The organism is Variovorax sp. 10L426, assembly GCF_056395305.1.
The window spans coordinates 20,536-46,541 of the sequence record NZ_JBFTJF010000003.1 but is presented as its reverse complement, the minus strand read 5'-3'; the positions used below and the strand labels follow the sequence as shown (position 1 = coordinate 46,541).

26 protein-coding genes are annotated in these 26,006 nt (G+C 65.8%); 19 read left to right on the top strand and 7 right to left on the bottom strand.

From position 1 onward, the window contains the following. Positions 1-99 precede the first annotated feature (99 nt). From AC1DHL_RS04855 to AC1DHL_RS04840, 4 genes are all read left to right on the top strand, one after another. On the top strand, positions 100-951 hold the full coding sequence (locus tag AC1DHL_RS04855) for an isocitrate lyase/PEP mutase family protein (protein WP_478161019.1): 852 nt from the start codon (positions 100-102) through the stop codon (positions 949-951). 70 nt (positions 952-1,021) lie between these two features. Beyond that, positions 1,022-1,900, top strand: a complete 879-nt coding sequence (locus tag AC1DHL_RS04850) for an aldo/keto reductase (protein WP_478161418.1) — start codon at positions 1,022-1,024, stop codon at positions 1,898-1,900. 81 nt (positions 1,901-1,981) lie between these two features. After that, positions 1,982-2,215: a hypothetical protein gene (locus AC1DHL_RS04845; RefSeq protein WP_478105237.1), complete on the top strand. Its 234-nt coding sequence runs from the start codon at positions 1,982-1,984 to the stop codon at positions 2,213-2,215. Positions 2,216-2,225: 10 nt separating this feature from the next. Next, positions 2,226-2,990, top strand: a complete 765-nt coding sequence (locus AC1DHL_RS04840; RefSeq protein WP_478161017.1) for a hypothetical protein — start codon at positions 2,226-2,228, stop codon at positions 2,988-2,990. 70 nt (positions 2,991-3,060) lie between these two features. Here the strand turns inward: AC1DHL_RS04840 and AC1DHL_RS04835 are convergent, their stop codons facing one another. Continuing rightward, positions 3,061-3,939, bottom strand: coding sequence for an alpha/beta fold hydrolase (locus AC1DHL_RS04835; RefSeq protein ID WP_478105240.1), 879 nt, complete (start codon positions 3,937-3,939; stop codon positions 3,061-3,063). Positions 3,940-3,970: 31 nt separating this feature from the next. Next, a complete protein-coding gene (locus AC1DHL_RS04830) occupies positions 3,971-4,813 on the bottom strand; it encodes a DODA-type extradiol aromatic ring-opening family dioxygenase (protein WP_478161015.1) in 843 nt (280 codons plus the stop codon). Positions 4,814-4,903: 90 nt separating this feature from the next. On the opposite strand from AC1DHL_RS04830, the gene AC1DHL_RS04825 reads away from it, so the two are divergent. The 8 genes from AC1DHL_RS04825 (at position 4,904) to AC1DHL_RS04790 (ending at position 12,585) form a co-directional block, all read left to right on the top strand. Further along, positions 4,904-5,806, top strand: a complete 903-nt coding sequence (locus tag AC1DHL_RS04825; protein WP_478105243.1) for a LysR family transcriptional regulator — start codon at positions 4,904-4,906, stop codon at positions 5,804-5,806. Positions 5,807-5,868: 62 nt separating this feature from the next. After that, on the top strand, positions 5,869-7,740 hold the full coding sequence (locus AC1DHL_RS04820) for an ABC transporter ATP-binding protein (protein WP_478161013.1): 1,872 nt from the start codon (positions 5,869-5,871) through the stop codon (positions 7,738-7,740). Positions 7,741-7,762: 22 nt separating this feature from the next. Next, positions 7,763-7,909: a hypothetical protein gene (locus AC1DHL_RS04815; protein WP_478105247.1), complete on the top strand. Its 147-nt coding sequence runs from the start codon at positions 7,763-7,765 to the stop codon at positions 7,907-7,909. 163 nt (positions 7,910-8,072) lie between these two features. After that, the gene (locus tag AC1DHL_RS04810; RefSeq protein ID WP_478161416.1) at positions 8,073-9,446 is read left to right on the top strand and encodes a DUF2868 domain-containing protein; all 1,374 of its coding nucleotides are present in this window, start codon (positions 8,073-8,075) and stop codon (positions 9,444-9,446) included. Beyond that, positions 9,443-10,852 (top strand): GTPase/DUF3482 domain-containing protein, encoded by a 1,410-nt coding sequence (locus AC1DHL_RS04805; RefSeq protein WP_478161011.1) that lies wholly within the window; start codon positions 9,443-9,445, stop codon positions 10,850-10,852. The genes AC1DHL_RS04810 and AC1DHL_RS04805 overlap by 4 nt, the downstream gene beginning before the upstream one ends. A 45-nt stretch (positions 10,853-10,897) precedes the next feature. Next, entirely contained in the window at positions 10,898-11,236 is a 339-nt protein-coding gene (locus AC1DHL_RS04800) for an ArsR/SmtB family transcription factor (RefSeq protein WP_478161009.1), read from the top strand. 27 nt (positions 11,237-11,263) lie between these two features. Beyond that, complete coding sequence (locus AC1DHL_RS04795; RefSeq protein ID WP_478161007.1) at positions 11,264-11,797, top strand: SRPBCC family protein; 534 nt, start codon at positions 11,264-11,266, stop codon at positions 11,795-11,797. Between the two features lie 35 nt (positions 11,798-11,832). After that, positions 11,833-12,585: a glutamine amidotransferase gene (locus AC1DHL_RS04790; protein WP_478161005.1), complete on the top strand. Its 753-nt coding sequence runs from the start codon at positions 11,833-11,835 to the stop codon at positions 12,583-12,585. Positions 12,586-12,889: 304 nt separating this feature from the next. Here AC1DHL_RS04790 and AC1DHL_RS04785 read toward each other — a convergent pair whose 3' ends face one another. From AC1DHL_RS04785 to AC1DHL_RS04775, 3 genes are read right to left on the bottom strand one after another with little or no spacing between them, the layout of a single operon-like run. Continuing rightward, positions 12,890-14,974, bottom strand: coding sequence for an acetate--CoA ligase family protein (locus tag AC1DHL_RS04785; RefSeq protein WP_478161003.1), 2,085 nt, complete (start codon positions 14,972-14,974; stop codon positions 12,890-12,892). 5 nt (positions 14,975-14,979) lie between these two features. Next, positions 14,980-15,789, bottom strand: a complete 810-nt coding sequence (locus AC1DHL_RS04780) for an enoyl-CoA hydratase/isomerase family protein (protein ID WP_478161001.1) — start codon at positions 15,787-15,789, stop codon at positions 14,980-14,982. Between the two features lie 21 nt (positions 15,790-15,810). Beyond that, positions 15,811-16,788 carry a tripartite tricarboxylate transporter substrate binding protein gene (locus AC1DHL_RS04775; RefSeq protein WP_478160999.1) on the bottom strand — a complete coding sequence of 326 codons (978 nt, stop codon included), beginning with the start codon at positions 16,786-16,788 and terminating at the stop codon, positions 15,811-15,813. Positions 16,789-16,939: 151 nt separating this feature from the next. Here AC1DHL_RS04775 and AC1DHL_RS04770 point away from each other — a divergent pair, with 151 nt between their 5' ends. Genes AC1DHL_RS04770 through AC1DHL_RS04745 form a run of 6 tightly spaced genes read left to right on the top strand, consistent with a single transcriptional unit; the run spans position 16,940 to position 22,037 of the window. Further along, positions 16,940-17,773 carry an IclR family transcriptional regulator gene (locus tag AC1DHL_RS04770; RefSeq protein WP_478160997.1) on the top strand — a complete coding sequence of 278 codons (834 nt, stop codon included), beginning with the start codon at positions 16,940-16,942 and terminating at the stop codon, positions 17,771-17,773. Between the two features lie 33 nt (positions 17,774-17,806). After that, positions 17,807-18,451: a CDP-alcohol phosphatidyltransferase family protein gene (locus tag AC1DHL_RS04765; protein ID WP_478105259.1), complete on the top strand. Its 645-nt coding sequence runs from the start codon at positions 17,807-17,809 to the stop codon at positions 18,449-18,451. Positions 18,452-18,507: 56 nt separating this feature from the next. Further along, positions 18,508-20,091 carry a phospholipase D family protein gene (locus tag AC1DHL_RS04760; protein ID WP_478160995.1) on the top strand — a complete coding sequence of 528 codons (1,584 nt, stop codon included), beginning with the start codon at positions 18,508-18,510 and terminating at the stop codon, positions 20,089-20,091. A 1-nt stretch (position 20,092) separates the two neighbouring features. Then, the gene (locus AC1DHL_RS04755; RefSeq protein ID WP_478105263.1) at positions 20,093-20,707 is read left to right on the top strand and encodes a histidine phosphatase family protein; all 615 of its coding nucleotides are present in this window, start codon (positions 20,093-20,095) and stop codon (positions 20,705-20,707) included. Between the two features lie 41 nt (positions 20,708-20,748). Beyond that, entirely contained in the window at positions 20,749-21,708 is a 960-nt protein-coding gene (locus tag AC1DHL_RS04750; protein ID WP_478160993.1) for a DnaJ C-terminal domain-containing protein, read from the top strand. Between the two features lie 5 nt (positions 21,709-21,713). Further along, positions 21,714-22,037, top strand: coding sequence for a chaperone modulator CbpM (locus AC1DHL_RS04745; RefSeq protein ID WP_478105266.1), 324 nt, complete (start codon positions 21,714-21,716; stop codon positions 22,035-22,037). 597 nt (positions 22,038-22,634) lie between these two features. Here AC1DHL_RS04745 and AC1DHL_RS04740 read toward each other — a convergent pair. Next, positions 22,635-23,888 (bottom strand): Bug family tripartite tricarboxylate transporter substrate binding protein, encoded by a 1,254-nt coding sequence (locus AC1DHL_RS04740; protein ID WP_478160991.1) that lies wholly within the window; start codon positions 23,886-23,888, stop codon positions 22,635-22,637. 149 nt (positions 23,889-24,037) lie between these two features. Then, positions 24,038-25,075, bottom strand: coding sequence for a LysR family transcriptional regulator (locus AC1DHL_RS04735; protein ID WP_478105270.1), 1,038 nt, complete (start codon positions 25,073-25,075; stop codon positions 24,038-24,040). Positions 25,076-25,109: 34 nt separating this feature from the next. Here AC1DHL_RS04735 and AC1DHL_RS04730 point away from each other — a divergent pair, with 34 nt between their 5' ends. Next, a complete protein-coding gene (locus AC1DHL_RS04730; protein ID WP_478105272.1) occupies positions 25,110-25,991 on the top strand; it encodes a TauD/TfdA dioxygenase family protein in 882 nt (293 codons plus the stop codon). The last annotated feature ends 15 nt before the right edge of the window (positions 25,992-26,006 follow it).

The window sequence follows — 26,006 nt, the reverse complement described above, 5'->3', positions numbered from 1 at the left end:
ATGTGAATGACTGTATTTTCATACAGTATTTTCTACCCTGCAACTGGACGGCCCAAAGAGAAAAGAAGGAAACTGGCAAGCCAACAAGGAGATTTCCTGATGACTTCATCCCCCACACAGATGACGCAGGTCTCGCAGGCCGACAAGGCCCGGACCTTCCGCGCCCTCCACGAATCCAGCGAGGGATTCATCATTCCGAACCCCTGGGACGTCGGCACGGCGCACCTGCTCGCCCGGATGGGATTCAAGGCACTGGCCACCACGAGCGCCGGCCTGGCCTTCTCGCTCGGCCGGCCTGACAACGCGATCTCGCGCGACGATGTGCTCGCGCATCTCCGAAGTCTCTCGACCATCGACCTGCCCGTGAGCGCCGACCTGGAAAACGGCTTCGGCGACGATCCCAAGGAAGTCGCGCAGACCATTCGGCTCGCGGCCGAGGCCGGCATCGTCGGTGGATCGATCGAGGACGCCACCAACCGCGCCGACGATCCCATCTACGGCCGCGAGCTTGCGGTGGAGCGCATCCGCGCCGCCGTGGAAGCGGCCCGCGCGCAGCCCTTTCCCTTCACGCTGACCGCGCGCGCCGAAAACCATCTCCACGGCCGCAACGACCTCGCCGACACCATCGCGCGCCTGCAGGCCTACCAGGAAGCCGGCGCCGATGTGCTCTATGCGCCCGGCCTCGTGACCCGCGAAGACATCTCGACGGTGCTGCGCGAAATCGACCGCCCCCTGAACGTGCTGATGGGCCTCGGTGCCGTCACCCTCGACGCGAAGACGCTGTTCGGGCTCGGCGTGCGCCGCATCAGCGTCGGCGGTTCGCTGGCCCGCGCCGCAATGGGCGCTTTCCTGCGCGCCGCCAACGAGATGCGCGAGCACGGCACCTTCACCTATGCCAGCACGGCCGTGAGCCATCGCGAGATCAACGCGATGTTCGCCCGCGAACCCTGAGCCAGGCATTGAACGTGCGATGACGGACGGCGGCTTCCTCCTCACGCGCACCCAGTTGCTGCGGCTGGGCATGGCGCTGTGCGCCGGCGTCGCGCTCCCTTCCCTCGCACAGCAAGGCAGACCGAAGATGAACACCCGTCCCATTCCCTCCACGCAGGAAGCCTTGCCGGTGGTCGGCTGCGGCACCTGGATCGGCTTCGACCAACGCCCCGGCACCGTCGAATACCAGCGGCTTCCGGGCGTGCTCGATGCCCTGTTCGCCGCCGGCGGCACGGTGATCGACAGTTCGCCGATGTATGGCCGCTCCGAAGAAACCACCGGTGAGTTGCTCGCCGCATCGAAGCAGCACGACAAGGCCTTTCTCGCCACCAAGGTCTGGACCTCGGGCCGCGAGGCCGGCATCACGCAGATGGAGCAATCGTTCACGCGACTGCGCACCGAGCGCATCGACCTGATGCAGGTCCACAACCTCGTCGACTGGAAAACGCACCTCGCAACCCTTCGCGGCTGGAAGGACAAGGGCCGCGTGCGCTACATCGGCATCACGCACTACACCGAATCGGCGTATGGCGAAGTCGAAGCCGTGCTTCGCGCGCAGAAGCTCGACTTTTTGCAGATCAACTATTCGCTCGATGCGCGCGCGGCCGAGCAGCGCTTGCTGCCGCTTGCGAGCGAACGCGGGGTAGCCGTGATCGTCAACCTGCCCTTCGGCGGCGGTGGGCTGCTGCGCAGGCTGCGTGACAAACCGCTGCCGGGCTGGGCGGCCGACATCGCCTGCACGAGTTGGGCGCAGGTGCTGATCAAGTTCGTGCTGAGCCATCCGGCCGTGACCTGCACCATTCCCGGCACGAGCCGGGCCGAGCACATGGCGGAAAACGCGGCGGCCGGCGCGGGGACGTTGCCGGATGCCGCGTTCTGGCGGAAGAACTCGGCGTCGCTGCCTGGCTAGGCCAGTCCGAGCCTTGATCCACGGCGGGCCACCACAAACTCGTGGAGAGATTAATAACGGTTCTGCCGAACCTATAATGAATTGAAGAAAGTCACCAACTACCCGGAGTGGATCATGTCGGTTGCTGCCCGCACCCTCGCAGCTGCCCCTTCTCCCCAGAAGCGTCAGGCTCCAACCCCTGTTGTTCAGTACAACATTTCTGACAAGGGCGTCGCGTCGATTGACGCGAACGTAGCGCTGCAGAACGCGATCGTTCAAAAGCAGTTGACCGCAGTTGCCCGTCTGCGGGAGGCCGCCGCCCGCGCCGCCAAATAATCGGCCCGGCTTGGACCCGACAATCGCCCTCCTGCTGCCGCTCATCGGCGGGCATCAGTTCATCGTCGGCTATACGGCGCTCAAGTACAAGGTTGCTCGTGAAGACGGGCACAGGCTGTACTTTCGTGTTGCATATCATGGTGTGTGCCTGTTCGTCATCTCGCTGTTGATCTTCGCAGGCATCTACTGGGCCCTGAATCAATATGCATGGTTTCCTGCGGTCGAAGCGACGCTTATCGGCATCGCCAAGCCATTGCTCAAGTCACCAGAAAACATACCCCCGCAACTTGGCTTCTTTATCGTATGCCTGATCTCTGTGGCCCTGGGTCGAATCGGCCCGATGGTGCTCAACAAGCTCAACAAGAGCCGCATCGATCAGGCCCTGTGGAAGGCAGCGGAGGAAAATGAGCTTGAAGAACTGCTGCTTGAGGCGTTGGGCCAACTGAGGACCGTATCCATCACGTTGTCTTCGAACAAGGTTTATGTCGGCCTGATTCTCACCACGCCCGAGCCGAAGACTGAGCGACGCGTCATTGCGCTGCTACCGTATATGAGCGGCTACCGCACCGAGACTGGCATGGTCATTTTCACGACCTACTATGACCAGTTCTATAAGGAAGATGACCCCGAAAGCGACGCAGAGAAGTTTCGGCTCGTACTACCTGTCGACAAGATGCTCTCGGTATCGTTCTTCGATGTCGATACGTACGCACATTTCAACACCGACCCGGCACCGCATATTGGGACTCGCAAAGTGACTCGCCGGCGCTCCTGACGCCTTGCAACTTTCATTTTTCGGCCTCGGGAAGCCTGATCGGTACGCCTCCGCGCTCAACCTGTCTCGTCTAGGCGAGGAACCGCAGCAGCAGCGCGTTGACCTCGTCCGCGCGCTCGAACTGCACCCAGTGCCCGGCGCCGTCGACCACCGCGCCTTCGCGCAGCGGATGCCCGGCGACGAGTTGCGCCACCAGCGGACGCGAGTCGGCCGTGACGTCATGCTCACCCCAGATCAGCAGTTGCGGGCCGCCGATGGTCTCCAGCGCCACCTGGAGGCCCCCGGCGAGCGAGATTTCCTTGCTGCGAAAGCGCGTGCCGTGGCACGAGATGTCGTGGATCGCAAAAGCCAGCGAGTCGATGGCCGACTTGTCGTGCAACATCAGTGCGGCGAGGTTGTGAAGCAGCGCGGCGCGCTCCTCGTCGCGATCCTCGGCGGCGCGCCAGTTGATCATCTCCACCGTCATCCGGCGCAGCGTGCCGTGTCCACCGCTGCCCATGAGGACCATTCGCCGGATGCCGCCACGCCGCGCGCCGAACTTCGAGGCGACCAGCCCGCCGAAGGAAAAACCGCCCAGATCGATCTCGGTGCCTGCGCCGATCAGGCTGTCGAGGGTCGCACCGAGTGCATCGAGCAGCCCGTCCAGCGCGGTCTTTCCGGGCGCCGGCTCGGGCGGCGTGCCGGAATCGTTGAACCCCGGCATGTCGGGCAGCCACAGCGTCCGCGTGGCCGATAGCGCCTCGACGTTGCGCAGCCAGTGCATCCAGCTGCCGTGCCCGCCGTGAAGCAGCACCAGCGGCGGATGCGAATCGTCAGTGCCGAAACGGCGCCATCGAATGCGAACGCCGCCGTGCTCGACGTCGTGATGGGTGGAGAGCGCATCGACGCGCTCGATCAGGCGGACGGCGTCGGCCTCAGCCTGCGGTTCAAAGGTCGAGTAATAGGGCACCGGGGGATTGTGCCGCGCCGGCCCTGCCGGATCACGCCGCTGCGTCGCCGAACCGGAAGCTCGACACCGCGATGCCGCCCATGAACGCGTCCTCGTGATAGACGCGCTCGCCCGCCTCGTTCTCCGCCGCGCCGACCGCGACCATCAGCGGTATCAGGTGCTCCTCGCGCGGATGCGCGATGCGGGCGGCCGGCGCCACCGACCACTGCAGCAGCTTTTCGTCGCGCTGGCCGGCGGTCGTGCGGACCACGGTGTCGTTGAGCCAGTCATCGAAGGCCTTCGACACATCGCGCGCCTGCGGGCCGAACGCGCGCAAATTGTGATAGCTCAGCCCGCTGCCGACGATCAGCACGTTCTCGTCGCGCAGCGGCGCGATCGCACGGCCGAGCGCCAGGTGTTCGGCCGGGTCGAGCCCGCGCCGCAGCGACAGTTGCACCACCGGCACGTCGGCCTTCGGATAGATGGCGACCATCGGCGAAAACGTACCGTGGTCGAAGCCCCGCTCGGTGTCCGTCTGCGCTGGCAGGCCCGCGGCCTCGATCAAGCCCTGCACCCGGCGAGCGAGCTCCGGGGAGCCGGGGGCGTCGTAATGCACGCGGTAGGTGTGTTCGGGAAAGCCGCCGTAGTCGTAGATCATGGGCGGACGCGGATTGCCCATCACGGTGAAGGCCGGCTCCTCCCAGTGTGCCGAAATCATCAGGATCGCGGCCGGCGTGCGGCCGATCTGGCGCGGCATGTCGGCCAATGCGGCTTCCAGCTTGTCGTAGGTGGGGCCCATTTCCTTCTTCATCCACGGCCAGGGGCCGCCGCCGTGCGAGATGAAATAGGTGGGAAGACGTTGCGTGGTGTGGGTGGCGTTCGTGGTGTTGCTCATGGATTGCTCCTTGGCAGCCAGTCTAGAGATTTCTGCGCGAGAAATCGATAGGCTACGATTCATCGATTCGTTTCCCACCAGGAAATCATGATGGATCGTCTGACCAGTCTGCGCGTGTTCCGGGAAGTGGTGGACGCCGGTAGCTTCGTCGCCGCGGCCGAGCGCCTGGGGATCTCCGCGCCGATGGCGAGCAAGCACGTGGCGCAACTCGAAAAATCGCTGGGTGCGCGCCTGCTGCACCGTTCGAGCCGGCACCTGAGCCTGACCGAAGCCGGCCAGGCCTGGTACGAGCAGAGCCGACGCGCGCTCGACCTGCTCGATGCCGCCGAAGCCGCCATCGGCCAGAAGAACGAAACCCCGCGCGGCCAGCTCAAGGTCAGCGCGCCCGTATGGTGCGCCACGCCGCGTTTCGCGCGCGTGCTGGCCGGCTACCGCGAGCGCTACCCTGAAGTGCTCGTCGACATGCACCTGGAGAACCGCAAGGTCGATCTCGCGGCCGACGGCTACGACCTCGCCCTGCGCGCCACGCAGGAGCCCTCGCCCGCCCTCTTCGCGCGGCCGCTGTGCCGCCTGCAGTTTCATCTGGTCGCCACGCCCGACTGCATTGCGCGGGCCGGCCTTCCGGCGACACCCGCGGATCTCGCGAAGATGGCGGCCATCGTGCCCAGCTACGTCAACCTCGAGAACTTCGCGCTGAAGGGCCCCGGCGGGCGGCAGGCGCCGTTGCGGCTGCAGCCGGTGATGAAGTCCGACGACACCACGCTCACGCTGCACGCGGTGCATGCCGGCGTCGGCATCTCGTTCCTGCCCGAATGGCTGGTGGACGACGATCTGGCCGAGGGCCGGCTGGTGCGGCTGGTCCCGGACTACGCGACCCCGCCGGTGACGCTGTTCGCGGTCTACGCGAGCCGGCAATACATGGCGCCGAAGCTGCGCAGCTTCATCGATTTCGTGGGCTCGCAATTGGGTGGCCCTGCGTTCTTCGTTCCATAACCCTTTCCGCGCGGAATGACCCTTGCGCCGCTACAGTGGCGCCTCATTGGAGACCGCTCGCCTTGTTCCGCTTCTTCGAAAAACTCCTTCACCCGTACCCGCCTCCCGAACCCCGGCTGCCGCCGCACGGCCTGTTCGCATTCCTGTGGGCCTGCAGCCACGGCCTGCGCGGAATGATCGCGACCATGGCACTGCTCGTGGCCACGGTGTCGGCCTTCGAGGCCTTGCTGTTCGCGGTGCTGGGCCGCATCGTCGACTGGCTTGCCGGGCAGGCGCCGGAGCGGCTGTGGGAAGACCGCGGCACGACGCTGACCTGGCTGGGCATCGCGATGCTCGCGAGCGTCGGCGTGGTCGCGCTGCAGACCATCGTCAAGCACCAGACGCTGGCGGTCAACCTGCCGATGCGGTTGCGCTGGAACTTCCACCGTCTCATGCTCGGCCAGAGCATGGCCTTCTACCAGGACGAGTTCGCGGGCCGCATCACGGCGAAGGTCATGCAGACCGCGCTGGCCGTGCGCGACGCGATCTTCGTTCTGGCCGACATGCTGGTGGCGATGGGCGTCTACGTCGCGACCATGATCGTGCTGTCGGCCGTGCTCGACCGCAGGCTGATGCTGCCCTTCCTGGTGTGGGTGCTGCTGTATGCCGTCCAGCTGTTCTTCTTCGTGCCGCGCCTTGGCAAGATCGGCAAGGCACAGGCCGACGCGCGCGCGCTCATGACCGGCCGCGTGACCGACGCCTACACCAACATCGCCACCGTCAAGCTCTTCTCGCACACGCAGCGCGAGGCCGGCTTCGCGCGCGCCGCCATGAAGGAATTCATGCACACCGGCTACGGCCAGATGCGGCTCGTGAGCGCCTTCGAGATCACCAACCACGCGCTCAGCATGAGCCTGACCGCCGGCATGGCGGGCATGTCGCTGTGGCTGTGGTCGCAAGGGTCGGTCGGCATCGGCGCCGTGGCCGCCGCGACCGCGATGGCGCTGCGCCTGCAGGGGATGTCGCACTGGATGATGTGGGAGATGACGAGCCTGTTCGAGAACATCGGCACGGTGCAGGACGGGATGAGGACGCTGTCGCGCCCGCGCACCGTGGTCGATGCGCCCGAGGCCGCCGAGCTTCGGGTGCCGCACGGCCAGGTCCGGTTCGAGCACGTGAGCTTCCGCTACGCCGACGCGGGTCGGCGCGTGATCGACGACCTCTCGCTCACGGTCGCGCCCGGCGAGAAGATCGGCCTCGTGGGCCGTTCGGGCGCCGGCAAGTCGACATTGGTCAACCTGCTGCTGCGCTTTCACGACCTGAGCGGCGGCCGCATTCTCATCGACGGCCAAGACATCGCGCACGTCACGCAGGACAGCCTGCGAGCCCACATCGGCATGGTGACGCAGGACACCTCGCTGATGCACCGCTCCGTATCCGACAACATCGCCTACGGCCGGCCCGATGCCAGCGAGGCCGCGATCCACGCCGCCGCCGCACGCGCCGAGGCGCACGAGTTCATCCAGTCGCTCGGTGACCCGAACGGACGCCGGGGCTACGAGGCCCATGTGGGCGAACGCGGCGTGAAGCTCTCCGGCGGCCAGCGCCAGCGCATCGCCATCGCGCGCGTGATGCTCAAGGACGCGCCGATCCTGCTGCTCGACGAAGCCACCAGCGCGCTCGACTCCGAGGTCGAGGCTGCCATCCAGGCCAGTCTCTATCGACTGATGGAAGGCAAGACCGTGATCGCGATCGCGCACCGCCTGTCGACCATCGCCGCGATGGACCGGCTGATCGTGCTCGACGAAGGCCGCGTGGTCGAGGAAGGCGACCACCGCACGCTGCTGGCGAAAGGCGGGCTCTACGCGCGCCTGTGGGCGCACCAGAGCGGCGGCTTCCTCGGCGACGGCAGCGAGGACGAGGACTACGCCGAAGCCGAGCCATCGACAGTCTGACCCGCAAGTCCTACAGTGGGCGGTGCCGCCCGCCGACATCGCAAATCCCGGCGAATGGCATGCTGGACTCGTCTTCAACAGAGGAGTTTCCACCGTGAATTCCATCATTTACATCGTCGGTCTGGTCGTGGTCGTGGTTGCCGTGCTCTCGTTCTTCGGCCTGCGCTGAAGCCGCGCCCTCCTCATTCACCTCCACCCCCCGCGCGGGGATGACGGGGCCGCGCTGCGGCCCTTTTTCGTGTGCCATCAGCTAACTTGCCACGGGCATAATTTCCCGCACCCCTCCGGTGCGCCGGCCTTGCTTGTGTAGATAAGGAAAGTTGTTGAATCCCGTGGCGCATCACTCTTCGTTCCAGGACGCGGCAATCACCGAGGCGGTCCAGTTGATCGAAGAGACCGGGCCGCTCGACGACGCGCAGGCCATGCGCGAAGCCACCCACCTTCGGCCGGATGGCGCCGGGCGGATCGAGGAACGCGCGCGCATCCTGGGACAGCGCGTCGGTCTCCAGCCCGAGATTTCTCGCGCACGCGCGTGGGCGCCCTGGGTGCTGCTGGGGTTGGTCGCGCTCATCGTCATGGCCGGCCTTTCGCTCGCCAGCAACGTGCTGGGTGGCGGCGAGCGCCGCATCAATGTCGTGGTCGCGCTGGCCAGCCTGCTGGGGCTGCATCTGCTGACCCTTGTGCTTTGGCTTTTCGGGCTGGTCCTGCCGCTGGGCTCCTTCAATGCTTCCTTCGGCTGGCTGTGGCTGGCGCTCACGGCGCGCGTCGCCGGTGGCCGTCGCGGGCAGTCGCCGGTGCTGCTGCGCGCTGTCACGCGGCTTCTGGCCCGCGCCCGGCTGCTGCCCTGGGCGCTCGGGTTCGTGAGCCATGCCATCTGGTCGCTCTCGTTCGCCGTGGTCCTTGTGGCGATGCTCTTCGCGCTCTCGTTTCGCAACTACACGCTGAACTGGGAAACCACGATCCTCGATCCGGACTTTTTCGTGCGCGGCGTTCAATGGCTGGGCCACCTGCCCGCGCAGCTCGGTTTTCCGGTTCCCGACGAGGAGGCGGTGCGTTCGCCGATGGCGGCCGCCTCGGGCCAGCGCGACCTGGCGCTGTGGCTCACAGGGTGCCTCATCGTCTATGGCCTGTTGCCGCGCATGGCGTTCGCCGCACTCAGCGCCGCGGTCTGCCGGATGCGCAGCAAGGCGGTGCAGCCCGATCTGTCGCAGCCCTACTACCGCAAACTGCTCGCACGCTTCGACGCGCTCGCGCCGCCACGCATCGTCGATGCCGATCCCGGCCCCCTGCCTCACTTGATGCCGCACAACCTGGCGATAGGCGACACCACCAACGCGTTGATGGCCATCGGCTTCGAATTGCCGGACGAACTTCCGTGGCCGCCGGCCGCGCTCGAGATGCGCGGCGCGACGTCGATGCGCATCGACGGCAGCGCCGGGGCGCGGCACCAGTTGCTCGTTGCGCTCGCCCGCCTGCGTCCGCGGCGCGTGCTCGTCGGCTGCCACGCAGGATCCAGCCCGGACCGCGGCACCGAACGTTTCTTGCGCGAGGTCATGGCCTTGTGCGGCGATTGCCGGCTGTGGCTCTTCGGCGCGGTGGTGGACGACGACGCGCGCCAACGCTGGCACGCCTGGCTGACCGACGCCAACCTCGACGGCATCCCCGCCGGCGATGCGCTGGAGCCCTTGCTCCACGACTGGAAATGACGAAGGACAACCCCATCCGCATCGCGGTGGTCGGCCACACCAATGCCGGCAAGACGTCGCTGCTGCGCACCCTCACGCGGCGTGTGAACTTCGGCGATGTTTCGGAACGCCCCGGCACGACGCGGCACGTCGAGACGATCGATCTCGTCGTCGACGGTGCGCCCGCGGTGCGCTTCTTCGACACGCCGGGCCTCGAAGACGCCGTCGCGCTGCGCGAGCATCTCGAGGTCTTCGACAAGAGCCTGACGCCGCCGGACCGCATCCGCCGCTTTCTGCAAGGCCCCGAAGCGCACGGCGTGTTCGAGCAGGAGGCCAAGGTGCTACGCGCCCTGCTCGACGTCGACGCCGCCTTCCTGGTGATCGATGCGCGCGAACCCGTGCTACCCAAGTTCCGGGCGGAAATCGAACTGTTGAATGCATGCGCACGGCCCGTGTTGCCGGTTCTGAACTTCGTGCGCCACCCTGCCAATCGCGAGACGGCCTGGCGCGACCTGCTCTCGGCCTACGGCTTGCACGTGGTCGTGCGCTTCGACGCGGCGGCGCCATTCGTCGGCGCGGAGCGCGAGTTGTATCGCGATCTGTCGACACTGCTGCGCGACCGGCGCGCCCTGCTGGACAGCGTCGCCGCATCGCTCGAAGCGGAATTCGCCCAACGCCGCCAGGCCGCAAGCAGGCGCATTGCCGAACTGCTGGTCGACGCAACGGCAATGCGCCGTACCGCCACCGGCGCCGAGTTCGCGGACGAGCGGGGCCGCAAGCGCCTCATCGCCGATTTGCAGAAATCCCTTTTCGACAAGGCGCAGCGCTGCACCGACGACCTGCTCGCGCTCTACGGTTTCCGCGAAGGCGACGCGGACGAGGCGTCCATGCCGCTGCTGGAAGGGCGATGGACCATGGACTTCTTCCATCCGGAGGCGCTGAAGGACGCCGGCATCCTGCTTGGCAAGGGTGTCGCCGTGGGTGCGGCGGTCGGCGTGGTGGCCGATATCGCGCTGGCCGGCCTGTCGCTGGGCACAGGCGCGGCGCTCGGCGGCGCGATCGGCGGCGCGATGTCGCAAGGCCTGGGGCCGCTGGGCCGCAAGCTCGCCAACAAGCTGCGCGACGTTCATGAACTTACGGTGGAAGACCGCGTGCTCTTCGTGCTCATGGGTTGGCAACTCAGGTTGATGCGAGCACTCGAACACCGCGGCCACGCGGCGGTCGACAGGATCGCGACCAGTACCGCGAATGCGACGGACCAGCGCGCGCTCGTCGATCTGGTCCATGCCGCCCAGCCGGCACGCAGCCACCCCGACTGGGAAACCGGCCTGCGCCTTCGCTGGCGCGAATCGCCCCAGCGACAGGACCTCGTGCTGGAGGTCGCGCACCGCGTCGAGAGCACGATCGAGGCCGGCGAACAAAATTAAACCAAGTGGTTGAACAATGTCGGGCATCGGTCTATATTCAACTACATGGTTGAACTAGACGACGAAAGGCTCGACGCCGTTTTCCACGCCCTTTCGGACAGCACCCGCCGCACGATGCTGCAGTTGCTGGCGCAAGGCGAATGGAGCGTGGGCGAACTCGGCGCGCCCTTCCACATGTCCTTCGCAGGCGCATCCAAGCACGTCAAGACGCTGGAACGCGCGGGCCTGGTCTCACGCACGGTGCAGGGCCGCGCGCACGTCTGCCGGCTCGAACCGGCAGCGCTCGCAGAGGCTGACGAATGGCTGCGCTACTACGAGCGGTTCTGGAACAGCCACCTCGACCTGCTGGAGCGCGAGCTTCGGCGCGATCCAAACCCCGACTGATCTTCTCAACCTCAAGGAGCATCCACGATGAACAACTACGGCATCGTCGACGAATCCGGCGTTCTCCGCATGGAGCGCGTCCTGCCAGCGCCTATCGAGCGCGTCTGGTCCTATTTCGTCGAACCCGACAAGCGGGCCAAATGGCTCGCAGGCGGCACCATGGCACACGAACCCGGCGGAAAGATCGAATTGCAGTTCGATCACATCTACCTGTCCGGCGAAAGAGCACCGGAGCGTTTCAGCGCATGCAACGAAAGGCAGTCCGCGACTTCGCACGTTGTGCGCATGGACGCGCCACGGCTGCTGGTGATGACTTGGGACGACGGCGGACCGGCCGAATCCGAAGTGAGCTTCGAACTCGCGCCGGAGGGCGCGCACGCAACGCGGCTGGTGCTGATTCATCGCCGCCTGCCCGACCGCAAGCAACTGCTCAGTCACGCCAGCGGATGGCATGCGCATCTCGACGTGCTCGATGACGTGCTGCACGAACGCAAGGCGCGGCCGTTCTGGACCCATTTCCTCGAAGTCGAAGCGGCTTACGAAAAGCGGCTGCCGGCCTGAGCCGCCGCTGCCTCCGGGTGCGGCATGATTGCGGGATGGAAGATATCTCCCCCCGCCCCCTTGCAATCATCAAGGCCGGCGAAACCTTCGATGCGCTGCGCGAACAACATGGCGACTTCGAGCACTGGATCGCCGCCGGCCTCGGCGACACGCGGCTGCCGGTCATGGTGCTCGATCCGCGCCGCGGCGACACGCTGCCGGCGCCCGCTGAAATCTCCGGCGCCATCGTGACCGGCTCGCACGCGATGGTCTCGCACCGCGAGCCGTGGAGCGAAAGCACCGGTGCATGGCTCGCGCAACTGGTGGCGCACGGCACGCCGGTGCTGGGCATCTGCTTCGGCCATCAGTTGCTGGCCGACGCGCTCGGCGGCGAGGCCGGCGATCATCCGGTCGGCATGGAAATCGGCACGGTCCAGGTCGAACTGCGGCCCGAGGCCGCGGACGATCCGCTGGCGCGCGATCTGCCGAAGCGCTTCGATGCGCATGTGGTCCACCGCCAGAGCGCACTGCGGCTTCCCGACGGCGCGGTGCGCCTCGCCGGCAACGATTTCGAGCCGATCCAAGCCTTTCGCATCGGCGAGAACGCATGGGGCGTGCAGTTCCATCCGGAGTTCGACGACGAGATCATGCGCGGCTACGTCGAGCATCTTGCGGAGTCGCTGCGCTCCGAAGGCGCGGACCCGGCGGCCTTGCGCGACGGCGTGAAGCCCACCGCGTCGGCGTCCGGCCTGCTCGGCCGCTTCGCGCGCATCGCCGAGGCGTACGACGCGGACGCGGGCCGCAGCTAGACATCGCATCGCTGGCACCTTGGCGACTGTGTCCGTTTGGGGTCCGCCCGGTATGCGGTGCGGCTGGGGCGACCCCGCTGCGCCGGCCCTTCGGGCTTCCCTGCAGTGCTCGCTTCAGGCGGGGTCCGCGCGAAACTCGCCTCCGGCTCAAACACGCGCGGCCCTGATCCGCCTGAAGCTGCGCGCTTCGGCGGCGCAGAAGGGTCGCCCCAGCCGCACCGCATACCGGGCTCCTTGGTTGATTGACGAGGGCGCTCGCCTTTGGCGTCGTCCATCGACCTCCGCTCGCCCTTTGCTCTTCGCCTCAGCGGAGCACTACGACGCCATCGGCGGCACGCACGCCCGCGCCGTCGGGGAGCACGAAGATCGGATTGATTTCGGCCTCTGCCAGTCGATCGCCCAGTTGCGCGGCCATGCGCGAGAAGGCGATGATGGCATCGACCAGCGCTTGCACGTCAGCCTTGGGACGTCCACGAAAGCCATCGAGCAGCGGCCAGGTCTTGAGCTCGCGCGCCATGGCCAAGGCCTCTTGCCTGGTGAGTCCGCCTTCCGCCGGCAGCAGGCGGATCGCCGTGTCATTGAACAGTTCCGCGGTGACCCCTCCCATGCCGAGCAGGATGGCCGTGCCGAGCGGATCGCGGTGCATGCCGAGGATCAGTTCGATGCCGCCGCTCACCATCTCCTGCACCAGAAAGCGCTTGGGATGAACGCCTGTATTTCGCTCCACCTCGGCCGCCATCGCGTCGAGCCGCGCTGCAATCTCTTCGGGCAAGACGTTCACCGCCACGCCGCCTACATCGCTCTTGTGTGTGATGTCGCTGGAGAGAATCTTCAGGACCACCCGCCCCCCAAGTTCGCGCGCGGCGCGCTCGGCCGCCTCTCCGTCCTCGACGACCAGCTCACTTGCGCAGGGCACGCCGAAAGATGCGAACAGCTCCTTGGCCTGCGCCTCATCCAGCGAGCCTGGGGGCAGGTCATGCGTTTGCGCGCGAGCTTCGGAGGCGGATTGCACGGCCGGCGCTTTCCATTCGCTCGCCTGAAACATCCCCGCCAGCGCTGCCGCACAGCTTTCCGCAGAAACGAACGCGGGTACGCCGCGTTGCGTGAGCAGCGTCGCGGCTTCGGGCGCATGCGGGCTGACGTAGGCGAGCACAGGCTTGTCTGAATGCGTCAGGCAGTCCTCGATCGCGCCGGCCATCAACTCGGGCCTGCCGACGCCCGAGGAACCAACGATGATGACCAGGGCGTCATAGGTCGGACTCGCCAGCAGTGTCTTGATGGCACCGCGCAACAGATCCGGTTGCAGGCCCGCCAGGGTGACGTCGATCGGATTGCGATCCAGCGCGGCGTGGTCGCCGGTCTGCAAGGCTCGCAAGGCCGCCGCCGTTTGTTCATCCGGCGCGGGAGTCTCGAATCCGGAAACACCCAGGCTGTCGGACACGAGTGTGCCGGCACCGCCGGTGGAGGTCAGGATGGCGACCCGCTTGCCGCGCAGGACGCGCCCTGTCGCGAGGGCGGCCGGGATGTCGAGCAGATCGCCGAAGCTCTGCGCGCGAATCACGCCGGTCTGGCGAAACAAGGCGTCGTACATGCGATCGGCGCCGGCCAGCGCGCCCGTGTGCGACACCGCAGCCTTGGCGCCCGCCTCGGAGCGCCCGATCTTGAAAGCGACGATGGGCTTGCCGGCACGCGCGGCCCTGAGCGCGGCAGCGCGAAATTTCTCTGGATACCGGATCGCTTCGATGTACAGCGCGATGACTCGCGTTGCCGGATCGTCGACCAGCGCGTCGACGAAATCGGCCAACTCAAGATCCACCTCGTTGCTGGTCGAGACCAGCTTCGACAGCCCGATGCCCCGGGCCGTAGCACGCGACAACAGCGCACCGAGGATGCCGCCGCTCTGCGACACCACGCCAATGGCACCTGCATGGAAATGATCCATCTCGAGCGCACCACTGGCCGAGAGCACGATGTCGTCGGTCAAATTCACCAGGCCGATGGTGTTGGGGCCCAGGATGCGCATGTTCCCTGCAGCTTCCAATAGTTGCTGCTGGCGCCGAGCGCCCTCCTCGCCGGTCTCGGTGTAGCCACTCGCCAGCACGATGGCCGCGGCGGCGCCGCGATCGGCAAGCTCGCGAACGGCGACGTGGGCCCGCTCCGCACCCAGCAGGACGATCCCCACGTCAGGAATCTCCGGCAGCGAGGCCACGTCGCGGTAGCAGGGCAACTCGCCAATGCGATCGAGCTTCGGGTTCACGGGGTAGACCGTGCCGGCGAAGCCATGCTTCAGGAGATACGAAACCGGCCGGCCCGCGGTCTTGGCCGGATCGCCAGAGGCGCCGATCACGGCGACGCTTCGGGGCCGGAGCAATCGGGAGAGGGCTTCCATGTCCATCATCCCTTGGCAGTGCCGTTGGAGTTGACATTGGCCTTTGCCAGGAAGGCATGGACCGATTCGCGATGTTCGGTGCTCGTGTAGCAGATGCCCTGCGCCTGGCTGCCCTGGGCGAAGACCTGCTGGGCCGGCAGCTCGAAGGTCTGGTTCAGGATCGTCTTGGAAAGCGCAAGCGCCGTTGCGGAGCCCTTGCTCAATTCGGCAGCCCACGCCTGTGCATCGGCCACGAGCCGGTCCGCGGTGGTCTTGCGGTCCACGATACCCAAGGCGAGTGCCTCGTCGACGTCCACCTTGCGCCCGGTGAAGATCAGGTCCTTGGCTTTTGGCAAGCCGACCCGGCGCGGCAGGAAGTACATGCCGCCGCCGTCAGGAATGATGCCGCGGTGGATATAGGACCAGGTGAAGCTGGCCCACTCGCTGGCGATGATGAAGTCGCATGCAAGCGCGGTGTCCGCGCCAAGGCCGGATGCGGCGCCGTTCACGGCCGCAATCACTGGCTTGGGCATCGTGTGCAGCAACGCCTGCGTGTGGTGTACACGTTGCTGCCGGTGCCAGCCATTGAAGGCGATCTCGCCGGCCGGCGCATTCATGCGGCGCTCCATGCCCGCGATGTCACCGCCGGCGCAGAAGCCCTTGCCGGCACCTGTCAGCACCAAGGCTCGAATGCCCTTGTCGGCGGCGACGCACTCCAGGGCGTGGATGAACTCGGTGCGCAGCTCGTCGCTCATCGCGTTGCGCTTCTCGGGGCGGTTGAAGGTGAGCGTGGCGATGCTGCGCTCGACCTGCAGTTGGATCAGGGCGTAGTCCATGGGATGCATCCTCCTTCGATCTCAGTCGACCTTGACGTTGTTTTCCTTGACGATCCGCGACCAGCGAGTGGTCTCGGAGCCGACGAAGTCACCGAGTTCGGCCGGGGTACCGGCGCTCACGGTAAGACCTTCCGGTTCGAGCATCTTGCGAAACTCGGCACTCTCGGTTGCCTTCTTCGCCGCCGCGTTCAGCTTGCCGATCACATCGGTCGGCGTAGCCGCCGGAACGAACAGGCCGTACCAGCTCTCGACCGCATAGCCGGGAACGGTTTCCGCGATGGCGGGCACATCCTTCAGGGCCGGCGCGCGGCGTGGCGAGGTGACCCCGATTGCGCGCAGCTTGCCGCCAGCGACTTGGGATGAGGCCGCTGCGGCCGTGGCGAACATCATGTCGACCTGGCCCCCGAGCAGATCGGTCAGGGCCGGGCCGGCGCCCTTGTAGGGAACGTGCGTCATCTGTACCTTGGCCAGGTTCGTGAACATCTCGCCCGCAAGATGTGCCGAAGTGCCGTTGCCCTGCGAGGCATAGGTGAGCTTCCCGGGGTTGGCACGCGCGGCTGCAACCACGTCTGCCACCGACTTGTAAGGACTGTCCTCACGCACCACGAGGACGTTCGGACCTCGCGCCAGCAAGACGACCGGTGCGAACGCTTTCTGCGTGTCGTAGGGGAGCTTGGCCATCAGGCTTGGGTTGACGGCATGCGCAAAGGTCGACACCAGCACCGTATAGCCGTCAGGAGCACTCTTGGCCACGGCATCGCTGCCGATGATGGTGCCCGCGCCGGGCTTGTTGTCGACGATGACCGACTGGCCCAGCGCCTTGGACATGCCGACGCCCAGTGCACGTGCAATGGCATCGGTTCCGCCGCCAGGGGCGAAAGGTACGACCAGCTTGATGGGCTTGTCGGGGAAGGCAGCGAAGGCTGCCGAGGCTCCCAGCGCGGTCACGGCCAGGCAACTGGCCAAACGGCGCAGAAAGGAACGGAAGAGCAAGGTCATGGGTTGTCTCCTGCCACGCGGGCATAGGTCTTTGTCAGAGCAATAGCTTAGGAAGCCTTCTTCCGTTTGACATCCCCTCGATTCCAAGCAGTGGAATTCACTAAACTTGGCTGGTCCGTCGTCCGGCCTTGCAGGGGTGCACCTGAATCTCATGAATTCGCCAACACATGCGCGCTCGCTCGGAGCTCGGAAGCCCGGTCTATCCCCCGCGAACAGGTCTCTGGAGCGGGGCATCGAGATCCTGCGAGCGTTCCGTCCCGGCTCGGAGCTGCTGGGCAACGCTGACATTGCGGAGCGAACCGGGCTTTCCCGCGCCACGGTGAGCCGCCTGACACAAACGCTCGTGGGATCGGGATACCTGCAGGTGGAACCAAGGACCAGGGCGTATCGGCTGGCTCCTCCGGTACTCAGCCTGGCGCACGCCATGCGCAGCGGTTCCACCGCGCTCGCCATTGCAGCGCCGCACATGCGCGTCGCCGCCCAGGCACATCGAGTCAACGTCGGGCTGGCCGCTCCCGACCGAGACGAAATGGTCTACCTCGAATCGATCCGCTACAACCGGCGGCCGTCTCTGCGAACCGTCGTTTCAGGCCAGCGTGTTCCGATGGAGCTGACCTCCCTTGGCCGCGCCTATCTCGCGAGCGCGACGGAGGACCAGCGCAAGGTCTTGCTCGCATACTTCCGTCGGGTCCGCCGTGCGCAATGGGCAGCACTCGGGCCGGCGCTCGCAGCGGCAATCCGTAGCGTGGACGAACACGGCTACTGCGCCGCTGCGTGGCAACCCGAAGTCGTCGCGGTTGCGACGCCGCTGATGTTCAGGGGCTCGCACTATGCCTTGAATGTGAGCGTGTCGACGGCGGAGCCATTTGTCGCGGTCGTGCGCGAACTCGCGCCGACGCTGCTGGCGCTGGGAGCGCGCATTCAGCACGAGTTGGACGCAGCGACGGAGCCGCAACCTACACCCACCCACGGCCGCATGCGCTAAGGTGTGCCGAAAGCTCGCCCAAGGATTCAAAGAATGGCCACCTCCACCCCCACCCAGCGCCCGCCCCGCAAGCATTTCTCGATGATCCGGGGATTCCATCTGGCCGACTTCTTCACGCTCGGCAATGCGGCCTGCGGCGTCGGCGCCATCTTCCTCGCGATGGCCTACATCGGGAGCCAGTCCGTCACCCATTTCTTCTGGGCCGCCGCGCTTGCACCGGCTGCCTTCATCTTCGACGTGTTCGACGGCCGCATCGCGCGCTGGCGGCAGACGCATTCGGCGCTCGGGCGTGAACTCGACTCGCTGGCGGACATCATCTCCTTCGGTGTGCTGCCCGCCGCGCTTGCCTTCGCGGCGGGACTCAATGGCGGCTGGGACTGCGTGATCCTCATCTACTTCGTCTGCTGCGGCGTCAGCCGTCTTGCGCGCTACAACGTCACCGCCGAAGCACTTTCGGAAGGCGCCGACAAGGTCAAGTATTTCGAGGGCACGCCCATCCCCACCAGCGTCGTCCTCGTCGGCGTGCTCGCGCTCGCAGCCTGGCAGGGCCGTATCGGCGACGCCATCTGGGGCGGCGCCTGGCCCCTCGGCCTTTGGGTGCTGCACCCGCTGTGCCTGCTGTTCGCCCTCTCCGGCACGCTGATGATCAGCAAGACCTTGCGCATCCCCAAGCTCTGAACACTGCGCGACGTGCCTAGAATGCCCCATCGTCTTCGATGGACCGCTCCGAGCCCATGATCGCCTCACGCGTACTCGTCGCCTTCGTCCTCGGCCTTGTCATTTCCGGCTGCGCCAGCTTGCCGGGACACGTCGAGCGGACTCCATCCACCACCATCACGAACACCGCCGGCACCCGCCTCGGCAAGGATGTGCGTCCACTGGTCGCCGCCAATCCGGGCAAGTCCGGCATCCATCCGCTCTCCAACGCCGAGGATGCCTTCGCGGCGCGCATCGTCCTCGCCAGGCTCGCTGAACGCAGCCTCGACCTGCAGTACTACATCTGGCACGCCGACACCACCGGGAAACTGCTCTGGGAAGCCGTCTGGCAAGCCGCCGAGCGCGGCGTGCGCGTGCGGTTGCTGCTCGACGATGCCAACACCGGCGGTCTCGATCCGACGCTGGCCGCCCTCGACGCCCATCCCAATATCGAGATCAGGCTGTTCAATCCCTTCGCGAACCGCGGCTTCAGGGCCGGCGACTTCATGTTCGATTTCTCGCGCGTCAACCGGCGCATGCACAACAAGTCCTTCACCGCCGACAACCTGGTCTCCATCGTGGGCGGGCGCAATATCGGCGACGAATATTTCGGCGCCAACATGGAAGTCGGATTCCAGGATCTCGACGTGTTGGCCATCGGGCCCGTGGTGAGCGAAGTCTCCAACGAATTCGACCTGTTCTGGAACAGCGCATCCGCCTATCCGGCCGCCAGCGTGATCGCTCCCGCGCAGCCGGGCAGCGCCACGACCTTGCGCGAAGGCTGGGACAAGGTCCACCAGAGCCCCGAGGCACTTCGCTACATGGAAGCCGTACGCAAGACGCCTTTCCTGCGTCAGCTGGACGATCATCATTTGAGCTTCGGATGGACGACGGCACATGTGCTCCACGACGATCCCGCGAAGGTGCTCGAGTCCAGCAGTCGCAAGGATCTCCAGATGGCGCCACTGCTCATCCAGGCACTCGGCAATCCGAAGCGTGAGATCGACTTGGTGTCGCCCTACTTCGTGCCCGGCAAGGAAGGCACGAAAGCCTTGACCACCATGGCTCGGAACGGCGTGAAAGTACGCATCCTGACCAACTCCTTGTCCGCCACCGATGTCAGTCCCGTGCATGCCGGCTATTCCAAGTACCGCAAGGATCTGCTGCAAAGCGGCGCAGTGATCTACGAGCTCAAGCCCGGTTCGGCCGTGCCTCCGCCTGAAAAGAGCGACGATCAGCGCCGAGGCTTTCCGGGAAGCGGCGGCAGCGGCAGCGGCGGCAGTTCAGCGTCGAGCCTGCACGCCAAGACCTTCGCCGTGGATCGCGAACGCATCTTCGTCGGCTCCTTCAACCTCGACCCGCGCTCCGCCCGGCTCAACACCGAGATGGGCGTGATCATCGAGAGCCCCGAGTTCGCCGAGATGCTGACGAAGCAGTTCGAGTCGGTCATTCCGGCCAAGTCCTACCTGGTGCGCCTTCAGCCGGACGGCCACGGCATCGAATGGACCGACAAGGACGCTGAAGGCAAGACCACCACCTACACCACCGAACCAGGCGCGGATGCCCTCAAGCGCGGTTGGATCAACTTCCTCGAAATCCTCCCCATCGAATGGCTCCTTTGAGATGACAGCAGGCCTCCGACAACTCGCCGCACTCGCGGCCGCCCGACCGCTCGCACCGGCGTGCGACCACTTCTACTTCCTGCGCCATGGCCAGACCGAATGCAATGCGCGGCGCATCTTCCAGTCGGTCGACGAGCCCTTGAGCACGCTGGGACTGCAGCAGGCAGCGCGCGCCGCCGAATTGCTCGCTGGCGAATCGATCCGGAGCATCCTGAGCAGCAACGTGAATCGCGCGCTGACCACTGCGCACACGGTATCGGCCCCGCACGGCATCGCGCCCGTGGTGCTCGAAGGCCTGCGCGAGCGCAATTTCGGCGCGCTGATCGGCACCTCGTCCCTCCACATTGATTGGGCCTGCGAACCCGAGGGCGGAGAAACGCTGTCCGAATTCGTCGATCGATCGCGCGCCGCCATCGAACACGCGCTGACGCATCCCGGCCCGGTGCTGCTGGTCGCGCACGGCGGCACGCTCTATGCGCTCGCTGCACTGCTCGGCGTGCCCGTCGACCTGAGCGTGCTCGGCAACGCGCAGCCCTTGCGTTTCGAGCGCAGCGGCACCACCTGGCGCATGACACCGCTCATGCAGCAGGTGGAAGGCGGAGCGGCCGTGGCCTGATCGTCCCCCGCTCGCCCGGATCTTCAGGAAATCTACCGACCATGGACTTCAAGGACTACTACAAGATCCTCGGCCTCGAACGCGGCGCCTCCGAAGACGAGGTCCGCAAGGCCTACCGCAAGCTCGCGCGCAAGTACCACCCCGACGTGAGCAAGGAGCCTGACGCCGAGACACGGATGCGCGACGTCAACGAGGCCAATGACGTGCTGCGCGACAAGGAAAAACGCGCCGCCTACGACCAGCTCGCCGACCATGTCGCGCGCGGCGGCAGTCCCGACGGCAGCTTCCAGCCGCCACCGAACTGGGACGAAGGCTTCGAATTTCATCGCGGTCCGCACGCGGGCCCGGCCGATCATGCGGACTTCAGCGAGTTCTTCTCGTCGCTGTTCGGCGCGGCCGAGCGGCGCGGCGCCGAGCGCCGGAACTACCGTGCGCGCGGCGAAGACCACCACGCCGCGATCGAGATCGCGCTCGAAGATGCCCTCAAGGGCGCCGAACGTGAGATCACCCTGCGCTCGCAGGAAATCAATGCGCAGGGCGTGCCCGAATGGAAGACGCGCACGCTGAGCGTGAAGATTCCGGCCGGCGTCCATCCGGGACAGTACATCCGCCTCGCCGGCCAGGGCATGCCCGGCCATGGCGGCGAGCCTGCGGGCGACCTCTACCTCGAAGTGCGCATCGCGCCGCACCCGCTCTACCGCATCGAGGGCCGCGACCTCTACATGACGCTGCCCATCACGCCGACCGAAGGCGCGCTCGGCGCCCAGGTGCAGGTGCCGACACCGGGCGGCGGTGTGGTCGAGGTCACCGTGCCGCGCAACGCGCGCAACGGCCTCAAGCTGCGGCTCAAGGAACGCGGGCTGCCGGGCAAGCCGCCCGGAAATCTCTACCTGCTGCTGGAGATTGCGCTGCCGCCCGCAGACACCGACGCGGCCCGCAAGGCTTACGAACAACTTGCACAGGCGGCCCCCTTCGATCCGCGCCGCCATCTCGGAGTGTGACGACCATGGCCACAGTTTCTGTCACGACCACGGCGCTCAGCGCCTCGCATCCCCTCGCCGCCACCGAACTCGCCCACGCCTGCGGCGCGGAGATCGAGTGGGTGGTGCAACTGGTCGAGATCGGCATCATCGAATCGCAAGCGCCCGCCGAAAAGCCGGAGCAATGGCGCTTTCAAAGCACCGATCTGCAATGCGCGCTTGACGCGAGAAGACTGGAGCGCGATTTCGGCGTGAGTCTCGATGCCGCTGCGCTGATCCTGGACCTCGAGCATGAAGTGCGGCGGCTGAAGGCGGTGCTGCGTGCGCAGGGGTTGGACAGGGATATCTGAGGAGGCCAGAGCCGCCTTTCAAGGCGATTGCATCGAAGCGATGGTTGCTTTGACGAGTTGGAGGCGGCGCTCGAATTCTGCGTTGACCAGGGCGAACGTTGGCGGCAGCTCGAACGGGTTGACAGACCGGACACCCCTTGCGAGAACCGGCAGGGCGGAAGCCCTCCCGTCCGAGCCGCCTAAAAAGGAGGCGCGAACGAAAAAGCCGCAGGTCCTGCGGAGTCACTGCGGCTTTCGTCGCAGAGGTGTTATCTGGGCTGTCAAACCCGATCACGCCGAGTTTGGCGTGACGGGCGGAGTATAGCCAGGGGGGGGGTGAGTGACCATGATGCGCACCGGGCCGAGGGCGTTGCGCTCGGGGGCCATCGACAGCCGGTCCTAAGGTACTGCAGACATAGCTCATCGCTTGCCCTCGGGCGAAAGTGCCATCGCAGCATCGAATGGCTGCTCTCCGCGCTACCGAAGTGGGAGTCTGAGCCCGATGCAGAAGCTCAGATCGCAAGATTCAGCGCCCGAAAGCGGTCGCCCGATGTTTGTTGATCGACCGGGAGACGACTACTGAGCGCTCAGGCACACGCTCGGGCACATTCGTCATCATCACTCGGCGACGACCTTCGCATCCGCGGCGACCTTTTTCCACATCGCGAGTTCCTTGCGAAGCGTGGACTGGAATTCTTCCGGGCTGCCTCCGTCAAGCGTCAGTCCGCCCGCTTCCGACAGCCGCTTCGCCACGTCCTTTGATTTCAGCGTTGCGGCAATCTCCTTGTTGATCCGCTCGACCACGGTCCTTGGCATGTTGGCCGGGCTCATCACACCGAAAAAGACTCTGGCATCGAACTGGGGCAATCCCATCTCTCGGAAGGTGGGCACGTCCGGTGCGAGTGGCGACCGTGCATCACCTGTGATCGCCACCGGCCGAATCTTCGGTGATTTGAGTTGAGGCATTGCGTTGATGAGGGTGTCCATCATCAGGTCGACATCGCCTCCTAGAAGCGCAGTGATGGCCTGACTGTTGCCGCGATACGGAATATGCGTCAGCTTCACTCCTGCGGTCATGCCGAAAAGCTCGGCGGCCATGTGAGCGGCACCACCCTGGCCGGACGAACCAAAGTTCAGTGCGCCAGGTTTGGCCTTTGCGTCGGCAATAAGCTCGCTCACGCTCTTCGCGCGGACCGATTGGTTTACAAGCAGGACGACGGGCGCGCGCCCCACGAGCGAAATGGGCGTTAGATCCGTGTTGACGTCAAATGAGAGCTTCGGATACACGGCCGGATTGACGGCGATCGCACTCGACACGAACAGCAGCGTATAGCCATCGGGTTTGGATTTCGCAACGACATCCGCTGCAAGACTCCCTCCGGCCCCGGACTTGTTGTCGACGACGACCGGTTGACCCAATCGCTCCGACAGGCCCTGCGCCACGACGCGAGCCAGCACATCGGTCGCACTCCCAGGGGCAAAGCCGACCACCATTTTGATGGGCTGCGCGGGGTAGGTGCTCTGCGCCCCGGCGTTCGAGCCGGCCAACGCGAGGGGGAATGCTGCGAGGAGCCCTACGTAGAGCTTCACCTTGTTAAGACTACGCATGATGATCCTTGATTCACTGCGCAGCAGCAGTTCATCGTCGCCAATGTTCTTGTAGCGCTGGCGCAACCCGGGCAATACCGGTTCGATGACGGGAGGCGTCAGGGCCACATCTTTGGAGCCGTTGGCGATGATTCGGTCCTTGACGTTCTCATCGACCGGCAGCGGCAGCTCGCCGAAATAGCCGCAGACATACTTGGCGAAAGCTGCGGCCAGAGCAGCTCCGAGGGCGCGGCGGTTAGAGGGGGACGTCATGTGTCGCTTCATTGGTGTCTCCAATGGGTGTCGTTGGTTGCGTTGCCCGAAGTCTGAACAACGCCGCTCGAAAACACCAATGAAAACCACGGCCAAGCGCATTACTGTTTAGTCATGGCGGTGCTCCGGCGGGCCTCCCCGGTCCAGCACCGTGACCCGATTTATTGCGCCGAAGCTTCCACCAGACACTGGATGAATTCGACCGCGTAGGCACCGGGTTCCGGCTCCACCAGGGTCATCGCCGAAATCGGCAAGGCCAGGCCGGCCATGTCGACGTCGAGCACGTGCACGAGCCCGCGAGATTCGGCACTGCGGGCAAGCCGTCTCGATGACAGCGCGACCGCTCCGTGATCGCAGACCATGCCTAGCAGCGAGTCGAACGACACCGTCTCCACCAGCCTGGACGGCACGAGCACCTTGTGCTTGCGGAACACCGCGTCGATCACCGCACGCACCCGCGCCACGCGCGGCGGCAGCACCCACATCGTGTCGGCAAGATCGTGCAGTGTGAGTCGGGCCTTGCGAGCCAGTGGATGGCTGGGCGCCACCATCCACACCATGGGGTCGACGTACAGCGGCACGACCTGCAGATCGGCTGCGGCACTTCGCTCCGGTGCCACGCCCATCACGACGTCCAGCTTTCCCGCGCGCAGCAGGGGCAGCAACAGGTCGGGAGAGCCCTCCTGCACCGTGAGGTCGAAAGCTGCCGCTGGCGTTCGCCGTCGTTGCAGGCGCTCGAACGCCACGAGGATCATCGGCGTGGTGCCATGCATAGCGCCCAATGCCACCCGCCAGACCTCGGGCTGACCCATCGAGTCCAGCGCCAGGGCCGCTCGGTTGAGGTCTTCATGGACGGATTGCGCATGGCGGATCAGGCAGACGCCTTCAGGCGTCGGCAGCAGCCCTTGGGGCGTCCGCGTGAAAAGTGCCATCCCGAGCCCGCGCTCGAGTTCCGCCAAGGCCTTCGACACGGCAGGCTGCGTGAGGTGCATGGCCTCGGCGACCCTGCCGACGTGCCGGTGCTGGTCGAGTGAGACCAGTAGGCGAAGTTGGCGCAGCTTGAGATGCCGCTGCAAAAAAGCCTGCGCGCTGACCGGTGCGGGCGCTCGTGGGCGGCGGGTCGTCATAACTAAAGAGTAATGCGTGCGGCCGAGGCTTTCATTGGTGTTTTCGAGCGGCGTTGACCAGACTTCGGTCATCGCATCACCCAACGACACCCATCGGAGACAAGCAATGAATGCCATCCACGAAAGCAACCTGACCGTCCGCAAACTCACCCCGACCATCGGAGCCGAAGTGTTCGGCGTCGACCTGAGCAAGCCTGTGGCGCCCCGCGATTTGGCCCGTATCAAGCAAGCCCTGTGGGACAACCAGGTGATTTTCTTCCGCGACCAGCAGCTGTCGCCGCAGCAGCACATGAGCCTGGGCAAGCAGTTCGGCTCCCTCCACGTGCACCCGGTCAAGCGCAGTCGCCATCCGGAGCACCCGGAGTTGCTGGTGGTTCATGCGGACGCCAACTCCACCCGCGCGACCGGCGAGAGATGGCATACCGACGTGAGTTGCGACCAGGCACCGCCCATGGCCAGCATGCTCCACCTGACGGAAGTCCCGCCGGTCGGCGGCGACACGCTGTGGGCAAGCATGTACGCCGCCTATGACGCCTTGTCGGCCGGCATGAAAGCGCTCCTTGAAGGCCTAACTGCGATTCACGATGGCGCCAAGCCGTGGCTGAACGGGCTTGGCGTCAAGCCGGTGGATATTGCCTATTCACGCACTGAGCATCCGGTGGTGACCGTGCATCCCGAAACCGGGAGGAAGATCTTGTTCGTCAACGAGGGCTTCACCACCCACATTCCCCAACTCAACCGGGGAGAGAGCGACGCACTGCTTCGATTTCTCTACGACCATCTCGCGCATCCTCTGTTCCAGTGCCGTTTTCGGTGGGAGAAGAACTCGATCGCGTTCTGGGACAACCGCTGCACGCAGCACCACGCGTTGTGGGACTACTTCCCGGAGCGCCGCCATGGAAATCGGGTGACCATCAATGGCCATGCACCTGCTGCGGCCGATCCGGCGCGCATCGCCGCCCTGAGCCCGCTGGCCCAAGCGGCCTGAGCGCGAATCACACAA

Coding starts and splice junctions, on each gene's coding strand:
- AC1DHL_RS04780 (WP_478161001.1), bottom strand. CDS start 15,789: ATGGACTACGCCCTGATCCAACTGCAGGTCGAGCGCAGCATCGCCACG.
- AC1DHL_RS04730 (WP_478105272.1), top strand. CDS start 25,110: ATGAATGCCATCCACGAAAGCAACCTGACCGTCCGCAAACTCACCCCG.
- AC1DHL_RS04745 (WP_478105266.1), top strand. CDS start 21,714: ATGGCCACAGTTTCTGTCACGACCACGGCGCTCAGCGCCTCGCATCCC.
- AC1DHL_RS04800 (WP_478161009.1), top strand. CDS start 10,898: ATGGTTGAACTAGACGACGAAAGGCTCGACGCCGTTTTCCACGCCCTT.
- AC1DHL_RS04735 (WP_478105270.1), bottom strand. CDS start 25,075: ATGACCGAAGTCTGGTCAACGCCGCTCGAAAACACCAATGAAAGCCTC.
- AC1DHL_RS04830 (WP_478161015.1), bottom strand. CDS start 4,813: ATGAGCAACACCACGAACGCCACCCACACCACGCAACGTCTTCCCACC.
- AC1DHL_RS04825 (WP_478105243.1), top strand. CDS start 4,904: ATGGATCGTCTGACCAGTCTGCGCGTGTTCCGGGAAGTGGTGGACGCC.
- AC1DHL_RS04805 (WP_478161011.1), top strand. CDS start 9,443: ATGACGAAGGACAACCCCATCCGCATCGCGGTGGTCGGCCACACCAAT.
- AC1DHL_RS04760 (WP_478160995.1), top strand. CDS start 18,508: ATGATCGCCTCACGCGTACTCGTCGCCTTCGTCCTCGGCCTTGTCATT.
- AC1DHL_RS04785 (WP_478161003.1), bottom strand. CDS start 14,974: ATGGAAGCCCTCTCCCGATTGCTCCGGCCCCGAAGCGTCGCCGTGATC.
- AC1DHL_RS04750 (WP_478160993.1), top strand. CDS start 20,749: ATGGACTTCAAGGACTACTACAAGATCCTCGGCCTCGAACGCGGCGCC.
- AC1DHL_RS04765 (WP_478105259.1), top strand. CDS start 17,807: ATGGCCACCTCCACCCCCACCCAGCGCCCGCCCCGCAAGCATTTCTCG.
- AC1DHL_RS04850 (WP_478161418.1), top strand. CDS start 1,022: ATGGCGCTGTGCGCCGGCGTCGCGCTCCCTTCCCTCGCACAGCAAGGC.
- AC1DHL_RS04855 (WP_478161019.1), top strand. CDS start 100: ATGACTTCATCCCCCACACAGATGACGCAGGTCTCGCAGGCCGACAAG.
- AC1DHL_RS04755 (WP_478105263.1), top strand. CDS start 20,093: ATGACAGCAGGCCTCCGACAACTCGCCGCACTCGCGGCCGCCCGACCG.
- AC1DHL_RS04770 (WP_478160997.1), top strand. CDS start 16,940: ATGAATTCGCCAACACATGCGCGCTCGCTCGGAGCTCGGAAGCCCGGT.
- AC1DHL_RS04775 (WP_478160999.1), bottom strand. CDS start 16,788: ATGACCTTGCTCTTCCGTTCCTTTCTGCGCCGTTTGGCCAGTTGCCTG.
- AC1DHL_RS04795 (WP_478161007.1), top strand. CDS start 11,264: ATGAACAACTACGGCATCGTCGACGAATCCGGCGTTCTCCGCATGGAG.
- AC1DHL_RS04740 (WP_478160991.1), bottom strand. CDS start 23,888: ATGAAGCGACACATGACGTCCCCCTCTAACCGCCGCGCCCTCGGAGCT.
- AC1DHL_RS04790 (WP_478161005.1), top strand. CDS start 11,833: ATGGAAGATATCTCCCCCCGCCCCCTTGCAATCATCAAGGCCGGCGAA.